Consider the following 14,919-nt stretch of genomic DNA (forward strand, 5'->3'; position numbering starts at 1 on the left):
GGAAAGTCCAGCCGGGCTGGGTCAGGTGGCGGAGGCAAGGCGGCCAGATGGCCTAGCGTCGGGGCGATGAGCCGTTATGGAGCGCGGGCCGTGGCCGTCGACTTCGGGTTCAACGCCGCGTTGGTGTTGCTGGGGGCGCTCATCGTCTGGCTGACGGGGTGGTCGCGGTTCGGGGTGTACGTGGTCGTGCTCTCCGCTGGCTGGTCGCTGCGGGCGGCTGCGGAACACTGGCTGAGGCGTCGGCGGGCCCAGGCACCGGACCGATCACCGACCTCACCGATTGAGCTCCGCTAGTCGGCGAGCAGTTGGTCGCGGACCTCGCGGCGGAGCACCTTGCCGATCTGGGAGCGTGGCAGGTCCTCGACCGCCACGATCCGTCGCGGCACCTTGTAGCCGGCCAGCGACGCGCGGATCGACTCCCGGACGGCGTCCAGGTCCAGCTCCCCCTCCAGCACGACCGCGGCGACGACGTCCTCCCCGTTCGTGCCGGGCAGGCCGACGACGGCGGCGTCGGTGATGCCGTCGACCGCCTTCAGCACCTCCTCGACCTCGGAGGGGTAGACGTTGAAGCCGCCGGTGATGATCAGCTCCTTGATCCGGTCGACGATCCGGACGAACCCGTCGTCGTCGACCTCGACCACGTCGCCGGTGCGCAGCCAGCCACCGGGCAGCAGGACGGCAGCGGTCTCCTCCGGCCGGTTCCAGTAGCCGGAGAACACCTGCGGCCCCTGGACCAGCAGTTCCCCGCGCTCCCCCGGCGCCCGGTCGACGGTCGGGTCCTCCGGGTCGACCACCCGCATCCGGGTCGACGGGAACGGCAGCCCGACGGTGCCGGGGCGCCGCGTCGGACCCACCGGGTTGCCGATCACGATCGGTGAGGCCTCGGTCATCCCGTAGCCCTCCACGACCAGCCCGCCGGTCACCCGCTCCCACAGCTGGGCGGTCTTCAGCGGCAGCGGCATCGCCCCGGAGATCGCCACCCGGGTGCCCGACAGGTCCACGCCCCGCTCCTCGGCCGCAGCCGCCAGCCGCTGGTACATCGGCGGCACCCCGGGGAAGAACGTCGGCGGCCGCTTCTTCGCCGCGGCCAGCACCTGGTCGACGTCGAAGCGCGGGAACAGCACCAGCACCGCACCCAGCCGCACGGCCGCGGCGAGGCAGAGCAGCACGCCGTAGGCGTGGAACATCGGGAGGACGCCGTAGAGGACCTCCTCCCCTGCCCGCAGCTGAGGCACCCAGGCGAGGGACTGGGTGACGTTGGCGACCAGGTTCCGGTGGGTGAGGACGGCGGCCTTCGGGCTGCCGGTGGTGCCGCCGGTGTACTGCAGCAGCGCCACGTCCTCGTGCGCCGGACCCGGGTGCGCCTCGTCCAGCGGGGGCGCCTCGGCCACCACGGCGTCCCAGGACGTCGTCCCGGGAGCCGGCTTCGTCATCGCCGCCCGGGTGGCCCGGGCCTTGGGCACCGGCAGCCGCAGCGCCAGCCGCTTCACCAGCGGCAGCGCCCGGCTCAGGTCGACCGCCAGCACCTCGCGCAGCTCCGGGACGTCCAGCTCCTGCACCACGGGGGCGACGACGTTCCAGACCACCGCGACAGCGGCCCCGTGGTCGCGGAACTGGGAGCCGAGCTCCTCGGGGGTGTACAGCGGGTTGTGCTCGACGACCACCGCACCCAGCCGGAGGACGGCGTTGAACGCGACCACGTGCTGCGGGCAGTTGGGCAGCACCAGGGCCACCCGGTCACCGGGCCGCACCCCCAGGTCGCGCAGCACCGTCGCGGCACGGGCGACGGCGTCCCGGAGCTCGGCATAGCTGGTCGTCGCGCCGAAGAACTCCAGCGCCGGCCGGTCGGGGAACCGCTGAGCCGCCGAGGTCAGCAGGTCCGGGATGGTGTCCCGCGGGACCTCCACCTCGGCCGGGACGCCCTCGGCGTAGCTCCGGGTCCAGGCCGGTGCCTCCGGCGTGCTGCGGTCCGGCTCGGTGACCATCTGTTCCCCCGTTCGCGACGGCGCACCCGGGGTCGGCGGAGGGCCGTCCGTCCCGCTGACCGCCGCGGGTGCCCGGCGGTCAGCGGGAGGGTGTCAGAGCGGCTGGACGGAGTCGGCCTGCATGCCGCGGTCGCCGGCGCTGGCGGTGTACTCGACCCGCTGACCCTCGTCCAGGCTGCGGTAGCCACCGTCGTCGGCGATGGCGGAGAAGTGCACGAAGACGTCGTCCCCGCCCTCGTCGGGCTCGATGAACCCGAAGCCCTTCTCGGAGTTGAAGAAGCGCACGGTGCCCTGGGCGCCGGCACCGCCGCCGCGGGGGGCCCGCGGAGCGCGCGCACTGCGGTCGTCCCGGCGCGGCCGGTCGTCCCGCCGGTCGTCACGCCGGTCGTCGTACCGGGCCGGCGGGCGCCCGCCGCCCAGCGGGCGGACCGAGTCGGCCTGCATGCCGCGCTGGCCGGGGCTGGCGGTGTACTCGACCCGCTGGCCCTCGTCCAGGCTGCGGTAGCCACCGTCGTCCTCGATGGCGGAGAAGTGGACGAAGATGTCGTCCCCGCCCTCGTCGGGCTCGATGAACCCGAAGCCCTTCTCGGCGTTGAAGAACCGCACGGTGCCCTCGGAGCCGCCACGCCCACCGCGCGGGGCGGGCACGTCCTGGCGACCGCGCTCCTCGCGCTGGGGCGCCCGGCCGCCGCCGAGCGGCTGGACCGAATCGGCCTGCATGCCGCGCTGGCCGGGGCTGGCGGTGTACTCGACCCGCTGACCCTCGTCCAGGCTGCGGTAGCCACCGTCGTCGGCGATCGCGGAGAAGTGCACGAACACGTCGTCCCCGCCCTCGTCGGGCTCGATGAACCCGAAGCCCTTCTCGGCGTTGAACCAGCGGACCGTGCCCTCCGAGCCGCCGCCACCACTGCGGGGGGCCCGCGGGGCGCGCACCTGCCGTGGGTCGTCGCGGTGACCGCGCTCCTCACGGGCGGGCCGGCCACCGCCGCCGCCGCCGAGGGGCTGGATGGAGTCGGCCTGCATGCCCCGGTCGCCGGAGCTGGCGGTGTACTCGACCCGCTGCCCCTCGTCCAGGCTGCGGAAGCCGCCGTCGTCTGCGATCGCGGAGAAGTGCGCGAACACGTCCTGCCCACCGTCGTCGGGCTCGATGAACCCGAAGCCCTTCTCGGCGTTGAACCACTTGACCGTGCCCTGCGGCATCCTCTAGCTCCTGCACATCTCGTCGTCCCAGCTGGTACCTACCTGTACCAGGGTCCTCCAGCCTGCCCGCTCTGACGACCCGGCCTCCTCACCGGGGGTCAACCGCGACGGTCGGCGATGAACCGGAACCGGTCGCGGGTGGCGGTGACCTCGGCGGCGTCGACGTCGGCGAGCACGATCGTCTCCACCCCCGAGGCGGTGGCCAGCAGCTCGCCCACGGGGGAGATGATCCGGCTGTCCCCGGCGTGCTCGGTGCCGTCGCCGGCCGTGCCGACCCGGTTGCAGCCGACCACGTAGGCCTGGTTCTCGATCGCCCGGGCCTGCAGCAGCGCCGACCAGTGGTGCCGGCGCGGGCTGGGCCAGTTCGCCGGCACCAGGTAGACGTCGGTGTCCGGGGCGGCGGCCCAGAACACGTCGGCGAAGCGCAGGTCGTAGCAGATGAACGGGGTGATCCGCAGGCCGCCGACGTCGACGGTGACCGGGCCGGTGCCGGAGCGGAACCGGGTCCGCTCGTCGGCGAAGGGGTGCAGCTTCCGGTACCGGTGGGTGGTGCCGTCCGGGCCGGCGAGCACGAACGTGTTGTAGGGCAGCTCGCCCTCGACGTCGGTCTCCGGGCAGGTGCCGGCCACCCAGACGCCGTGCTCGGCGGCCTGCGCGGCGAGGAACTCCGACGACGGCCCACCCTCCGGTTCACCGATCCCGGGCGTCATCGAGAAGCCGGTGGAGAAGGTCTCGGTGAGCAGCACCAGCTCCGCCCCGGCGCCCACCGCGCGGGCGACCTGCGGGGCCAGCCGCGCGAAGTTCGCCGCCCGGTCCTCCCAGACGATGTCGTGCTGCACCGCCGCGATCCTCATCTGAGCTCCCTCAACCGCTGGGCCGCCTCGGCCAGCACCTCATCCCGCTTGCAGAACGCGAACCGCACCAGGTGCCGCCCCAGCTCCGCGTGCTCCGGTGAGTAGAAGACCACGGTCGGGACGGCGACCACCCCGGCGCGCCCGGGCAGCGACCGGCAGAACGCGACGCCGTCGCCGTCGGGCTGCCGCGGGCGGACGTCGACGGTGGCGAAGTAGGTGGCCTCCGGGCTCACCACCGGCAGCCCTGCGTCGGCCAGCCCGGCCACCAGGAGGTCGCGGCGGCGCTGCAGGTCGGCGGCGACGCGGGTGAAGTACTCGTCGGGCAACCGCAGCCCCGCGGCGATCGCCGGCTGGAACGGGCCGCCGTTGACGAAGGTGAGGTACTGCTTCGCGGTGCGGGCCGCCGCCACCAGGGGCGCCGGGCCGCAGACCCAGCCGGTCTTCCAGCCGGTGGTGTTGAACGTCTTGCCGCCGCTGCTGACCACCAGGGTGCGCTCGGCCATGCCGGGCAGGGTGGCGATCGAGACGTGCTCGGCGCCGGCGAAGACCAGGTGCTCGTAGACCTCGTCGGTGAGCACCGTCAGGTCCGCGGCGCCGGCCACCTCGGCCAGCACCGCCAGTTCGGCGCGGGTGAACACCTTGCCGGTCGGGTTGTGCGGGGTGTTGAGCAGCAGCAGCCGCGCCCGCGGGGTGACCGCGGCGCGCAGCTCGGCCTCGTCGAAGGTCCAGGGGCCCGTGGCGACCTCGCCGGCGACCGAGGACGGCGGGCGGAGCGGCACCGGGCGCAGCACCCCGCCGGCCATCGCCACCGCCGCGGCGTAGCTGTCGTACATCGGCTCGAACAGCACCACCTCGTCGCCGGGCTCGAGCAGCCCGAGCAGTGCGGCGGTCAGCGCCTCGGTCGCCCCGGCGGTGACCAGCACCTCGTCGACCGGGTCGTAGGTCAGGCCGCGGAACCGCTGCTGGTGCTCGGCGATCGCGGCCCGCAGGTCGGGCTGGCCGGGGCCCGGCGGGTACTGGTCGTGCGCGGTGCCGATCGCGGCCCGAGCGACGTCGAGCACCTCGGCCGGGCCCGGCTCGTCCGGGAAGCCCTGGCCCAGGTTGATCGCGCCGGTGGCGACGGCCAGCGCGCTCATCTCGGCGAAGACCGTCGTCCCGAAGCCCTGCAGCCGGGAGGCGAGGTGCGGTGTCCGGGTCACCGGCTCATCCTGCCGTGCTCACCCTGTTGGGGCGTCCGTCCGCCGCAGCACCTCGGCCAGCGGGGTGGCCGGGCGGCCCAGCAGGTCGGGGACGTCGCTGCTGACCGTGGCCATCTCGCCCGCCGCGATCGCGGTGTACGTGGAGACCCAGGCGTCCACCAGCCACTCGGGTGCCTCGAACTGGGCCCGGGAGGCGTGGGCCTCCGCCACGGTCTCCTGGTGGTGGCGCACCGGCCGGCCGGTGACGGAGGTGATCGTCTCGGCGATCTCGTCGAGGGTCAGCGCCGCCGGTCCGGTGAGGTGGTAGACCGCCCCGGCGTGCGGCACCGGGTCCTGCAGCACGAGGGCGGCGACGGCGGCGATGTCGTCCAGCGCCACCACCGACGCCCGGCCGTCATCGGCGGGTCCGCGGATCACGCCGTCCGCACCGACCATCCCCGGCATGTCCTCGGCGTAGAGCCCGTCCCGCAGGAACGTCGTGACCAGCCCCAGGGACCGGGCGTGCTCCTCGGTGGCCCAGTGGTCGCGGGCCAGCAGGAAGGTCGCGTCCGGCGCGGCGCCGAGGAAGGAGAGGTAGACCAGGTGACCGACCCCGGCGTCGGCCGCCGCGTCGAGGAAGCTGCGGTGCTGCTCGACCCGGTCGGCGGACTCGCTGCCGGAGACCATGAAGACCGTGCCGACGCCGGCCAGCGCCTCGCGGACGGCCGCCCGGTCGCCGTAGGGCGCGGTCGCGACGGTGCTGCCGGGCAGCTGCGGCGCACGGGCCGGGTCGCGGACCAGCAGGCGCTGGCTCACCTCGGCGTCGGCGAGCAGCCGGGCGACCCGGCCGCCGAGCCGTCCGGTCGACCCGGTCACGGCGAGGGGCGGGAGCTGAGGATCGGTCACCAACCGATCCTCGCCGAGCGCCACCGATGCCGCTCGCTCTGGGGAAGGAGCGTCCTCAGCCGCCGGTGCCGCGCCAGCGACGGCGGAGCGTGTGCGCGGCCGCCTTGGGCCGACGGTCCCGGGTGAAGACGCCCTTCCGGTTCCCGTCGACCCGGCTGGTGCCCGGGCCGGTGGCGAAGTCGGCGAAGTTCCAGACGTGCTCGCCGATGACGGCGTCGATCCGGTCGAACACCCGGTGGTACATCTCCAGGAACTCGACCTGGTACTCCTCGCTCCACGGCATCGGGGTGACCTGGTGCAGGCCGGCGATCGTGTCGGCGCCGTACTCGGTGACGATGATCGGCTTGCCCTCGGTCGCCCAGCCGGTCAGCTCGGCCTCCAGCGCCTCCTCGGCCGCGACCAGGTCCCCGGCGTGCCGGTACCAGCCGTAGTAGCGGTTGAGCATGACCACGTCGGCGTAACGGTGCAGCCGGTCCTTGCCGTACGCGGAGAACATCATGTTGGCGAAGCCCACCGGCCGGGTCGGGTCCAGCTCCCGGGTCAGGTCGAACAGCGGCTCGAAGTACGCGCAGGCCTCGTCGGTGTCGGACTCCGGTTCGTTGGCGATGCTCCAGAGGACGACGCTCGGGTGGTTGCGGTCGCGGGCCACCAGCTCCCGGATCGCCTGGGCGTGGGCGGCGTGGCCGGCCTCGCCGATCGTCTCCGCGGAGAAGGTGGGCACCTTGGGACGGCCGAGCGCGAACGCGGCCAGGGTCATGTTCTGCCCGACCGCCGCGGTCTCGTCGATGACCACGATCCCGTGCCGGTCGGCGAAGTCGAGCACCTCCTCGGCGTACGGGTAGTGCGCCGTGCGGAAGCTGTTGGCGCCGATCCACCGCATCAGCGCGGCGTCGTGCACCAGGAAGACGTCGTCGTGGCCCTTGCCGCGCACCGGCAGGTCCTCGTGCTTGCCGAACCCGGTGAAGGAGAACGGCTCGCCGTTGATCAGGAACTGCTGGCCCCGGACCTCCACGGTGCGCACGCCGACGGGCAGCACGTAGCTGTCCACCACGTCGGGCCCGTCAACCAGGGCGAGCTCCAGGTCGTACAGGTAGCCCTCGCCCGGTCGCCACGGGTGCACGCCGGCCACCTGCAGGACGCCGTCGGCGCCCTCGGCGGTGGCCACCTCGATGCCCTCGGCGTCCCGCAGGACCGCCCGGACGCCGAGCCCGTCGGCGTCCATCGCGCCGACCCGGTACCCCACCGTGCCGGCGTCCCCGGCCAGGCCGGTGACCACGGTGACGTCGTCCAGGTGGGCGTGCGGAGTGCAGTGCAACCAGACCGAGCGGTGCAACCCGGCGTAGTTGAAGAAGTCGTGGAAGTAGACCTGCGTGCGTCCCCGCGGGGTGTCCTCGACCTCGCCCGGTGGCACCGACTCCCAGGTGAGCTCGTTGTTGACGACCACGGTCACCCGGGCCGGCTCCCCGGGGCGGACATGCGCGGTGACGTCGGCCTCGAAGGGGGTGTAGCCGCCCTCGTGCCGGGCGACCTCCACGTCGTCCACCCAGACGACGGCCCGGTGGGTGGCCGCGTCGAACCGGAGGACGACGCGCTGCCCGGCCCAGCCCCGCGGTACCCGGACGGTGGTCTGGTACCAGGCGTCACCGACGTGGTCGCGCACCGTCGCGTCGGCGAACACGTCGTTGTAGCTGGCCGGTACCGGCACCTCGCGGGTCTCCTGCAGCCGCCCGCGCCACCAGCCGGCCTGCCGCCCGACGCCGTCCGGGTCGAGGCGGAACTGCCAGAGCCCGTCCAGGCTCTTCCGCTCACGGGTGGGGCTGTCCTGGGGGCGGAGCATGCCTGCGAGTAGGTCACAGCGGGGCGGGTGGAGCAATCCGTTGCCGCGGGTTGTCGCGCGGTGAGCACACCCGGTGCCGTGGACGAGGAGCGAGAGGCCGGGGCGACGATCTACGACGTCGCGCGGGCGGCCGAGGTCGTGGCGTCCACGGTCTCCTGCACGTTCTCCCGCCCGGGGCTCGTCAACGCGGACACCGCCGAGCGCGTCCGGCAGGTCGCCGAGGAGCTCGGCTACCGGACCACCCCGCAGGCCCGTGCCCTGGCGACCACCGGACCGGAATGTCGCCGGACGACTGCCGGCCGCCGCGGTGGCGGTGCTCGCCGGCTGGGTGGCCCACGTACGGGGCTCCTCGCCCCTCCGGGACGCCCCGGGCCGACGAGCTGACGGCGCTGGCCGAGGGCACGCCCGCCGATGCCGTCCCCCGACGGCGCATCGTTCATCGAGCGCATGTTTGCAGTCTCTGCATATTTTCTGGCATGCTGCCGCCGTGACGACCGGGCTGCGCGAACGCAAGAAGCAGGCCACCCGCGCGGCGTTGCACGAGGCGGCGCTGAGGCTGGTCGCCGAACACGGGCTGGACCAGGTGTCGGTCGACGACATCGCCGCCGACGCCGAGGTCTCCCCCCGCACCTTCTTCAACTACTTCCCGTCCAAGGACGACGCGGTCATCGGCCTGGACCCGGAGCACCCGCTCCGCCTGGCCGAGGCACTGTCCGCCCGGCCGACGACCGAGACGCCCGTCCAGGCGCTGCGCGCGGTGCACGCGGCCGAGGCCGCGCGGATGGCCGCAGAGACCGAGCTGTGGCCGCTGCGACTGCAGGTCGTCGACGCGCACCCGGCGCTGGCCGCCCGGCTCACCGCCTCGTTCGCCCGGAGCGAGCAGCTGCTGGCCGAGTGGCTCGCCGCCCGCACCGGCACCCGGGCCGAGCTCGACGTCCAGCCCTCCCTGCTCGCCGCCGTCCAGGGCTCGGTGATGCGCAGCGCGCTGCACCGCTGGCGCGCCGGTGGCTACGCCACATCGCTGCCCGCCCTCGTCGCCGAAGGCTGGGACCAGGTCGAGGCGGGCTTCCCCGCCCCGCGCCACTGACCCGACCGAACATCCCCCCGCACCACCTCTGAGGAGCTCCATGTCCAGCGCGCCCACCGCCGCGCCGCCCATCGTCCTGACCCGCCGGAGGATCAACACCATCTTCGGCGCGCTGCTGGCCGGCATGCTGATGGCGGCGCTGGACCAGACGATCATCTCCACCGCGATGCCGACGATCGTCGGTGAGCTCGGCGGTGTCTCGCACATGGCCTGGATGACCACCGCCTACCTGCTGGCGACCACCCTGGTCATGCCGGTCTACGGCAAGTTCGGTGACCTGTTCGGCCGGCGCACGCTGTTCCTGGTGGCGATCGGGCTGTTCACCGCCGCGAGCCTGGGGGCCGCGCTGGCGCCGGACTTCGGCTGGCTGGTGTTCTGGCGGGGCGTGCAGGGCCTCGGCGGCGGCGGGCTGATGATCCTGTCCCAGGCGATCATCGCCGACATCGTCCCGGCCCGGGAGCGGGCGAAGTACATGGGCCCGATCGGTGCGTTGTTCGGGCTGTCCGCCGTCGCCGGGCCGCTGGTCGGCGGGTTCTTCACCGACTCGGCGGCACTGGGCTGGCGCTGGTGCTTCTGGGTCAACGTGCCGATCGGGCTGGCTGCCTTCGCCGTCGGCTGGGCCGCGCTCACCCTGCCGCGCAAGCGGAACACCACACCGCTGGACCTCGCCGGCATCCTCACCCTGTCGGTCGCCACCACGTCGCTGGTGCTCGCCACCGACATCGGCGGCAGCGAGGGCTGGGGCTCCTGGCAGGTGCTGGCGCTGCTGACCCTGCTCGCCGGCTCGATCGCGGCGTTCGTGCTGGTGGAGCGGCGGGCGGTGGAACCGATCGTCCCGTTGTCGCTGTTCGGCAACCCCACCTTCGTGGTGGCCACCGCGCTGGGCATGGCCGTCGGCCTGGGCATGTTCTCCGCGATCGCCTTCATGCCCACCTACCTGCAGATGAGCTCGGGCCTGTCGGCGGCGAACTCCGGGCTGCTGATGCTGCCGATGACCGCCGGGATCATCCTGACCATCCAGAGCTCGGCCGCGGTCATCATGCGCACCGGCCGCTACAAGGTGTTCACCGTCGCCGGGGTCGCGCTGATCCTGGCGGCGATGCTGTGGATGACCACGCTGGCCGGGGACACCGCGCTGTGGACCGTCGGCGCGATGTTCTTCCTGCTCGGCGCGGGGCTCGGGCTGATCATGCAGAACGTCGTCCTCGCCGCGCAGAACGCCGTCCCCGCCGCGCAGATCGGCACCGCCACCTCGACGAACAACTACTTCCGCGAGGTGGGTGCGGTGCTCGGCGTCGCCGTCTTCGGCACCCTCTTCACCAGCCGCCTGGGCGACCGGCTCGGCGAGGCCCTGGCCGCCAACCCCGAGCAGGCGCTGCAGGCCGGGATCACCTCCCCGGACACGCTGGTGCCGACGGCGGTCGAGGCCGCGGGTGAGCCGCTGCGCACCGCGATCGTGGACGCCTACGCCGACGCCCTGGCCCCGGTGTTCTGGTACCTGGTGCCGATCCTGGTGCTCGCGCTGCTGCTGGCCCTGGCGCTGCGCGAGGTGCCGCTGTCCGACGTCGCCGGGATGGTCGCCCGCGGCGAGGCCGTGTCGTCGGAGGCGGACCTAGCGGCACTGCGCGCGGACCCGGGCGTCGACGAGCCTGTGCTGGTCGAGCCGGTCGGGGACGAGCGGGACGACGACGCGAACGTCCGTGCGTAGCGGACGGCGCCCGGGACCATCGCCCGGGCGCCGTCCCGTCAGGGCGTCAGCAGCGCCTTGACCGCGCGCCGCTCGTCCATCGCGCGGTAGCCCTCGGCGGCCTGGTCCAGCGGCAGGGTCAGGTCGAACACCCGGCCCGGGTCGATCGCCCCGGACCACACCCGGTCGATGAGGTCGGGCAGGAAGCGGCGCACCGGGGCGGGGCCGCCGTGCAGCCGCACCATCGTGGAGAACAGCTGCCGTCCGGTGATCTCCACGCCGTGCGGGACGCCGACGAACCCGACGCCGCCACCGGGTCGGGTGGAACGGATGGCCTGGTCCATCGACTCGCCGGTGCCCACGCACTCCAGGACGGCGTCGGCCCCCACCCCGTCGGTGAGGTCCCGGATCCGCGCCACCCCCTCGTCGCCGCGCTCGGTCACGATGTCGGTGGCACCGAACCCGGTGGCCAGCCGCTGCCGCGGTTCGTGCCGGCTCATGGCGATGATCCGCTCGGCCCCCAGCTGGGCGGCCGACAGCACGCCGAGCAGTCCGACGGCGCCGTCCCCCACCACCGCGACGGTCATCCCCGGCTGCACCCCGGCGGCGACGGCGGCGAACCAACCGGTGGCCATGACGTCGGAGAGGGTGAGCAGGCTGGGCAGCAGCTCCGCCGACGGCACCTCGGGCGTCGCGACCAGCGTGCCGTCGGCGTGCGGCACGCGCAGCAGCTCGGCCTGGGCGCCGGTGATGCCCACCCGGTGCGCGCACGCACTCTGGTACCCGGCCCGGCAGTGCGGGCAGGTCCCGTCCGAGGCGATGAACGGCACGATGACGAACTGGCCGGGGCGGACCGTCGTGACGTCGTCCCCGACCGCCTCGACGACCCCGACGTACTCGTGGCCGATCGGCGTCGGCTCGGTGACCTCGTTGATGCCGCGGTAGGGCCACAGGTCCGAGCCGCACACGCAGGTGGCGGAGGCCCGGACCACGGCGTCGGTGGGCTCCACGACCCGCGGGTCCTCGAGCTGCTCGACGCGGACGTCACCGGGGGCGTGCAGGACTGCTCCGCGCATGGGGGCGGTGTTCCTCTCGGACTGCGGGGCTTGGACCCGCTCTCCTTGCCCGTCCCCGCAGCGACGAACCGCCCTCAGCCCACGCGGTCGACCAGCAGATCGGCGACGGCGCGCATCCCTGCCGCGTTCGGGTGGTACGGGGCGACCCCGCCGCCCAGCAGGTCGCCGAACACCCAGCCGGTGACCCACGGCTCGGCCGAGCCGACGGCGTGGTCGCGGGAGGCGGCCGAGGCCGCCACCAGGTCGGCACCGGTGACGCGGGCGGCCGCCGCGGTCGCCGCCTCGAGCCGCCGGCCGACGTCGGCGCACAGCAGGCGGTGCTCCTCGCTCATCGGGAAGGCGGGGGTGGCCTGCTCCGGCACCACGGTGAGGTAGTCGACCAGCACGACCCTGGCCCGGGGCGCCCGCCGGCGGACCTCCCCGACCAGCCGGCCCAGCCGGTCCGGCAGGACCGCCAGCGCCGCGTGCACCGCGGCCGGGTCGATCGGGGTGCCGAAGAACGCCCGGGCCGGGAGCGGCGTGCCCTCCGGGTCAGCCTGGAAGGAGCAACGCAGCAGGGTGAGCAGGTACTCGACGTCGTTGCCGCCGACGGTCACGGTCACCACGTCGACGTCCGGGCCGACCGCCTCGACCTGCGGCGGCACGGCGCCACCGGCGAGCAGCGCCTGCGGCCGGGTGAGGACGTCGTCGATCGTCGCCCCGCCCGAGCTGACGTCGACCAGGTCGTACCCGAGCCGCTCGGCGGCCAGCTGCGCGTAGTTGCGGCCCGACCGCGCGCACTCGGGTACCAGGATCGGGACGATGCCGGGGCCAGCGGCGAAGGAGCTGCCCAGGGCGACGTAGCGGGTCACCGGGCGGCCCGGGCCGCCGCCATGAGCCGCTCGAGCTCCGCGGCGGGGATCGCCCCACCGAAGTCCGCGACGAACCGGCGCATCGGCATCGAGCCGATCATCTGCAGCATCCCGGCGTGCATCTCCGCGGCCCCCTCGGGCATCGTCGCCAGGAAGCCCTCCAGCAGCTGCGGGCCGGCGACCGGGTGCTCGAACCACTCGGCGACCGAGGACTGCAGGGTCAGCTCCCGCACGACGACGTCCCCGGCGAGGTCGATCGTCCGCTCGTCGACGATGTCGGTGGCGCTGCGGCCGATCTGCACGGTGTGCTCCCCCGGTGCGACGACCCAGGCGTGCTCCCGGACGTCCCAGTAGGCGAACGCCCGGCGGTCCAGCTCGAACGCCACCGTCGTGGACTCCCCCGCCGCCAGCGAGACCTTGGTGAAGGCGCGCAGCTCGCGGGCGGGCCGCCGCACCGGTCCGGCGGTGGTCGCGACGTAGACCTGCACGACGTGCCGGCCGGCCCGCGTGCCGGTGTTCGTCACCGTGAGGGTCACCGTGGCGGCGTCGTCGCCGACGGTCCGCACCTCCAGGCCGCTGGTCTCGAACGTCGTGTAGCTCAGCCCGTGGCCGAACGGGTACCGCACCGGGCGGTCGACGGTGACGAACTGGCGGTAGCCGACCATCACGCCCTCGCCGTAGCGGACGTGGCCCTGCTCGCCGGGGAAGTCGAGGAAGCTGGGGGTGTCCGCGAGCCGCAGCGGGATGGTCTCGGCCAGCCGCCCCGACGGGTCGGCGGCACCGGTGAGCAGGTCGGCCAGCGCGCTGCCGCCGGCCTGGCCGAGCAGGAAGCCGGCGAGCACGGCGTCGACGTCGTCGTGCCAGCCCTCCAGGGACACCACGCCCCCGGAGGAGAGAACGACCACCGTGCGGGCGCTGACCGCGGCCACCGCACGGATCAGCTCCACCTGGGCCGCGGGCAGGTCGAGGTGCGTGCGGTCGAAGCCCTCGGACTCGTCGCCCTCGGCCAGCCCGGCGAACACGACGGTGACGTCGGCGTCCCGGGCCAGGCCCACGGCCTCCGCCCGCAGCGCGGTGGTGTCGCCGGAGCCGTCGAGGGTGAAGCCCGGGGCGAACTCCACGGCGTGCACGGCCTGCAACGCGGTGAGGGCGTCGTCGACGCGGGTGGCGTTGACGTGCGAGCTGCCGCCGCCCTGGAATCGCGGGGTGCGGGCGAACTCGCCGACCACGGCCACCCGCTGCCCGGGTGCCAGCGGCAGCGCACCGCCGTTCTTGAGCAGCACCGCGCAGCCGGCAGCGAGCTCGCGGGCCAGCGCGTGGTGGGCGTCGGCGTCGAACCCGTCGGTCGGCTCGGTCACGTACCCGGCCAGCGCCGCCACCCGGCGGACGCTGCGGTCGACGACGGCCTCGTCCAGCCGGCCGCTGCGCACGGCGTCCACGACCAGGGCGTTGCCGGCGCCGTGGTCACCGGGCATCTGCAGGTCCAGGCCCGCTTCGAGGGCGGCGACCCGGTCGTCGACCGCGCCCCAGTCGGAGACGACGGCCCCGGTGAAGCCCCACTCCTCGCGCAGCACCTCGGTGAGCAGCCAGTGGTGCTGCGAGGCGTAGACCCCGTTCACCTTGTTGTAGGCGCACATCACCGTGGCCGGCTGGGCCTCGGTGACCACCCGCTCGAAGGCCGGCAGGTAGATCTCGCGCAGCGTGCGCTCGTCGACGTCCGCGCTGACCTGCATGCGCTGCGTCTCCTGGTTGTTGGCCGCGAAGTGCTTCACCGACGCGCCGACGCCCGCACCCTGCTGGCCGCGGACGTGCGCGGCGCCGAGCACCCCGGCCAGCAGCGGGTCCTCGGAGTAGTACTCGAAGTTGCGCCCGCACAGCGGCGACCGCTTGATGTTCACCCCCGGCCCGAGGACGACGGGCACGCCGAGCGCACGGGCTTCGACCCCGATCGCCGCCCCGATCCGCTCCGCGGTCTCCGGGTCCCAGCTGGACCCCACGGCGACGGCCGGCGGGAAGCAGGTGGCCGGCACGCTCTCGAGGAGGCCGATCTGGTCGAGGTCGCCCACCTGCCGGCGCACGCCGTGCGGGCCGTCGGTGAGCACCACCGAGGCCAGCCCCGCCTCCTCCACCGGCGGGGTCGACCAGAAGTCCTGGCCGGACAGCAGCAGCGCCTTGCGCTCGAGGGGCAGGTCGGTGGGGTCGATCGGCGTGGTGGAGGTCACCCGACGATCCTGCCGACCACAGGCTGGACATGTCGC

13 protein-coding genes are annotated in these 14,919 nt (G+C 74.1%); 4 read left to right on the top strand and 9 right to left on the bottom strand.

Going from position 1 to position 14,919, the window contains the following annotated elements:
• The first annotated feature begins 66 nt into the window (after positions 1–66).
• Positions 67–294 carry a hypothetical protein gene (locus O2V61_RS18210; RefSeq protein WP_269184682.1) on the top strand — a complete coding sequence of 76 codons (228 nt, stop codon included), beginning with the start codon at positions 67–69 and terminating at the stop codon, positions 292–294.
• Here the strand turns inward: O2V61_RS18210 and O2V61_RS18215 are convergent.
• From O2V61_RS18215 to uidA, 6 genes are all read right to left on the bottom strand, one after another.
• On the bottom strand, positions 291–1,985 hold the full coding sequence (locus tag O2V61_RS18215) for a long-chain-fatty-acid--CoA ligase (protein WP_269184683.1): 1,695 nt from the start codon (positions 1,983–1,985) through the stop codon (positions 291–293). The two genes, O2V61_RS18210 and O2V61_RS18215, sit on opposite strands and share 4 nt — an antisense overlap.
• 93 nt (positions 1,986–2,078) lie before the next feature.
• On the bottom strand, positions 2,079–3,185 hold the full coding sequence (locus tag O2V61_RS22445) for a cold-shock protein (RefSeq protein WP_442929183.1): 1,107 nt from the start codon (positions 3,183–3,185) through the stop codon (positions 2,079–2,081).
• A 98-nt stretch (positions 3,186–3,283) separates the two neighbouring features.
• A complete protein-coding gene (locus O2V61_RS18240; protein WP_269184684.1) occupies positions 3,284–4,039 on the bottom strand; it encodes a nitrilase-related carbon-nitrogen hydrolase in 756 nt (251 codons plus the stop codon).
• Complete coding sequence (locus O2V61_RS18245) at positions 4,036–5,238, bottom strand: pyridoxal phosphate-dependent aminotransferase (protein WP_269184685.1); 1,203 nt, start codon at positions 5,236–5,238, stop codon at positions 4,036–4,038. Before O2V61_RS18245 ends, O2V61_RS18240 begins: the two co-directional genes overlap by 4 nt.
• An 18-nt stretch (positions 5,239–5,256) precedes the next feature.
• Positions 5,257–6,123, bottom strand: coding sequence for an SDR family oxidoreductase (locus O2V61_RS18250; RefSeq protein ID WP_269184686.1), 867 nt, complete (start codon positions 6,121–6,123; stop codon positions 5,257–5,259).
• Positions 6,124–6,178: 55 nt separating this feature from the next.
• On the bottom strand, positions 6,179–7,960 hold the full coding sequence (gene uidA, locus O2V61_RS18255) for a beta-glucuronidase (RefSeq protein ID WP_269184687.1): 1,782 nt from the start codon (positions 7,958–7,960) through the stop codon (positions 6,179–6,181).
• 60 nt (positions 7,961–8,020) lie between these two features.
• On the opposite strand from uidA, the gene O2V61_RS18260 reads away from it, so the two are divergent.
• The 3 genes from O2V61_RS18260 to O2V61_RS18270 all read left to right on the top strand — a co-directional run bounded on the left by O2V61_RS18260 (position 8,021) and on the right by O2V61_RS18270 (position 10,755).
• Positions 8,021–8,344 carry a LacI family DNA-binding transcriptional regulator gene (locus tag O2V61_RS18260; RefSeq protein WP_269184688.1) on the top strand — a complete coding sequence of 108 codons (324 nt, stop codon included), beginning with the start codon at positions 8,021–8,023 and terminating at the stop codon, positions 8,342–8,344.
• A 103-nt stretch (positions 8,345–8,447) separates the two neighbouring features.
• Positions 8,448–9,047: a TetR family transcriptional regulator gene (locus O2V61_RS18265; RefSeq protein ID WP_269184689.1), complete on the top strand. Its 600-nt coding sequence runs from the start codon at positions 8,448–8,450 to the stop codon at positions 9,045–9,047.
• A 40-nt stretch (positions 9,048–9,087) separates the two neighbouring features.
• Complete coding sequence (locus tag O2V61_RS18270) at positions 9,088–10,755, top strand: MDR family MFS transporter (protein ID WP_269184690.1); 1,668 nt, start codon at positions 9,088–9,090, stop codon at positions 10,753–10,755.
• Positions 10,756–10,793: 38 nt separating this feature from the next.
• Here O2V61_RS18270 and O2V61_RS18275 read toward each other — a convergent pair whose 3' ends face one another.
• The 3 genes from O2V61_RS18275 to O2V61_RS18285 all read right to left on the bottom strand — a co-directional run bounded on the left by O2V61_RS18275 (position 10,794) and on the right by O2V61_RS18285 (position 14,883).
• Positions 10,794–11,810, bottom strand: coding sequence for a zinc-dependent alcohol dehydrogenase family protein (locus O2V61_RS18275; protein WP_269184691.1), 1,017 nt, complete (start codon positions 11,808–11,810; stop codon positions 10,794–10,796).
• A gap of 74 nt (positions 11,811–11,884) precedes the next feature.
• Entirely contained in the window at positions 11,885–12,661 is a 777-nt protein-coding gene (locus O2V61_RS18280; protein WP_269184692.1) for a GDSL-type esterase/lipase family protein, read from the bottom strand.
• The gene (locus O2V61_RS18285) at positions 12,658–14,883 is read right to left on the bottom strand and encodes a glycoside hydrolase family 3 C-terminal domain-containing protein (protein WP_269184693.1); all 2,226 of its coding nucleotides are present in this window, start codon (positions 14,881–14,883) and stop codon (positions 12,658–12,660) included. Before O2V61_RS18285 ends, O2V61_RS18280 begins: the two co-directional genes overlap by 4 nt.
• Between the last annotated feature and the right edge of the window lie 36 nt (positions 14,884–14,919).

Origin of the sequence: Modestobacter sp. VKM Ac-2985, from assembly GCF_026967925.1 — a bacterium.
Classification (GTDB): domain Bacteria; phylum Actinomycetota; class Actinomycetes; order Mycobacteriales; family Geodermatophilaceae; genus Modestobacter.

Coding starts and splice junctions, on each gene's coding strand:
- O2V61_RS18210 (WP_269184682.1), top strand. CDS start 67: ATGAGCCGTTATGGAGCGCGGGCCGTGGCCGTCGACTTCGGGTTCAAC.
- O2V61_RS18215 (WP_269184683.1), bottom strand. CDS start 1,985: ATGGTCACCGAGCCGGACCGCAGCACGCCGGAGGCACCGGCCTGGACC.
- O2V61_RS22445 (WP_442929183.1), bottom strand. CDS start 3,185: ATGCCGCAGGGCACGGTCAAGTGGTTCAACGCCGAGAAGGGCTTCGGG.
- O2V61_RS18240 (WP_269184684.1), bottom strand. CDS start 4,039: ATGAGGATCGCGGCGGTGCAGCACGACATCGTCTGGGAGGACCGGGCG.
- uidA (WP_269184687.1), bottom strand. CDS start 7,960: ATGCTCCGCCCCCAGGACAGCCCCACCCGTGAGCGGAAGAGCCTGGAC.
- O2V61_RS18270 (WP_269184690.1), top strand. CDS start 9,088: ATGTCCAGCGCGCCCACCGCCGCGCCGCCCATCGTCCTGACCCGCCGG.
- O2V61_RS18275 (WP_269184691.1), bottom strand. CDS start 11,810: ATGCGCGGAGCAGTCCTGCACGCCCCCGGTGACGTCCGCGTCGAGCAG.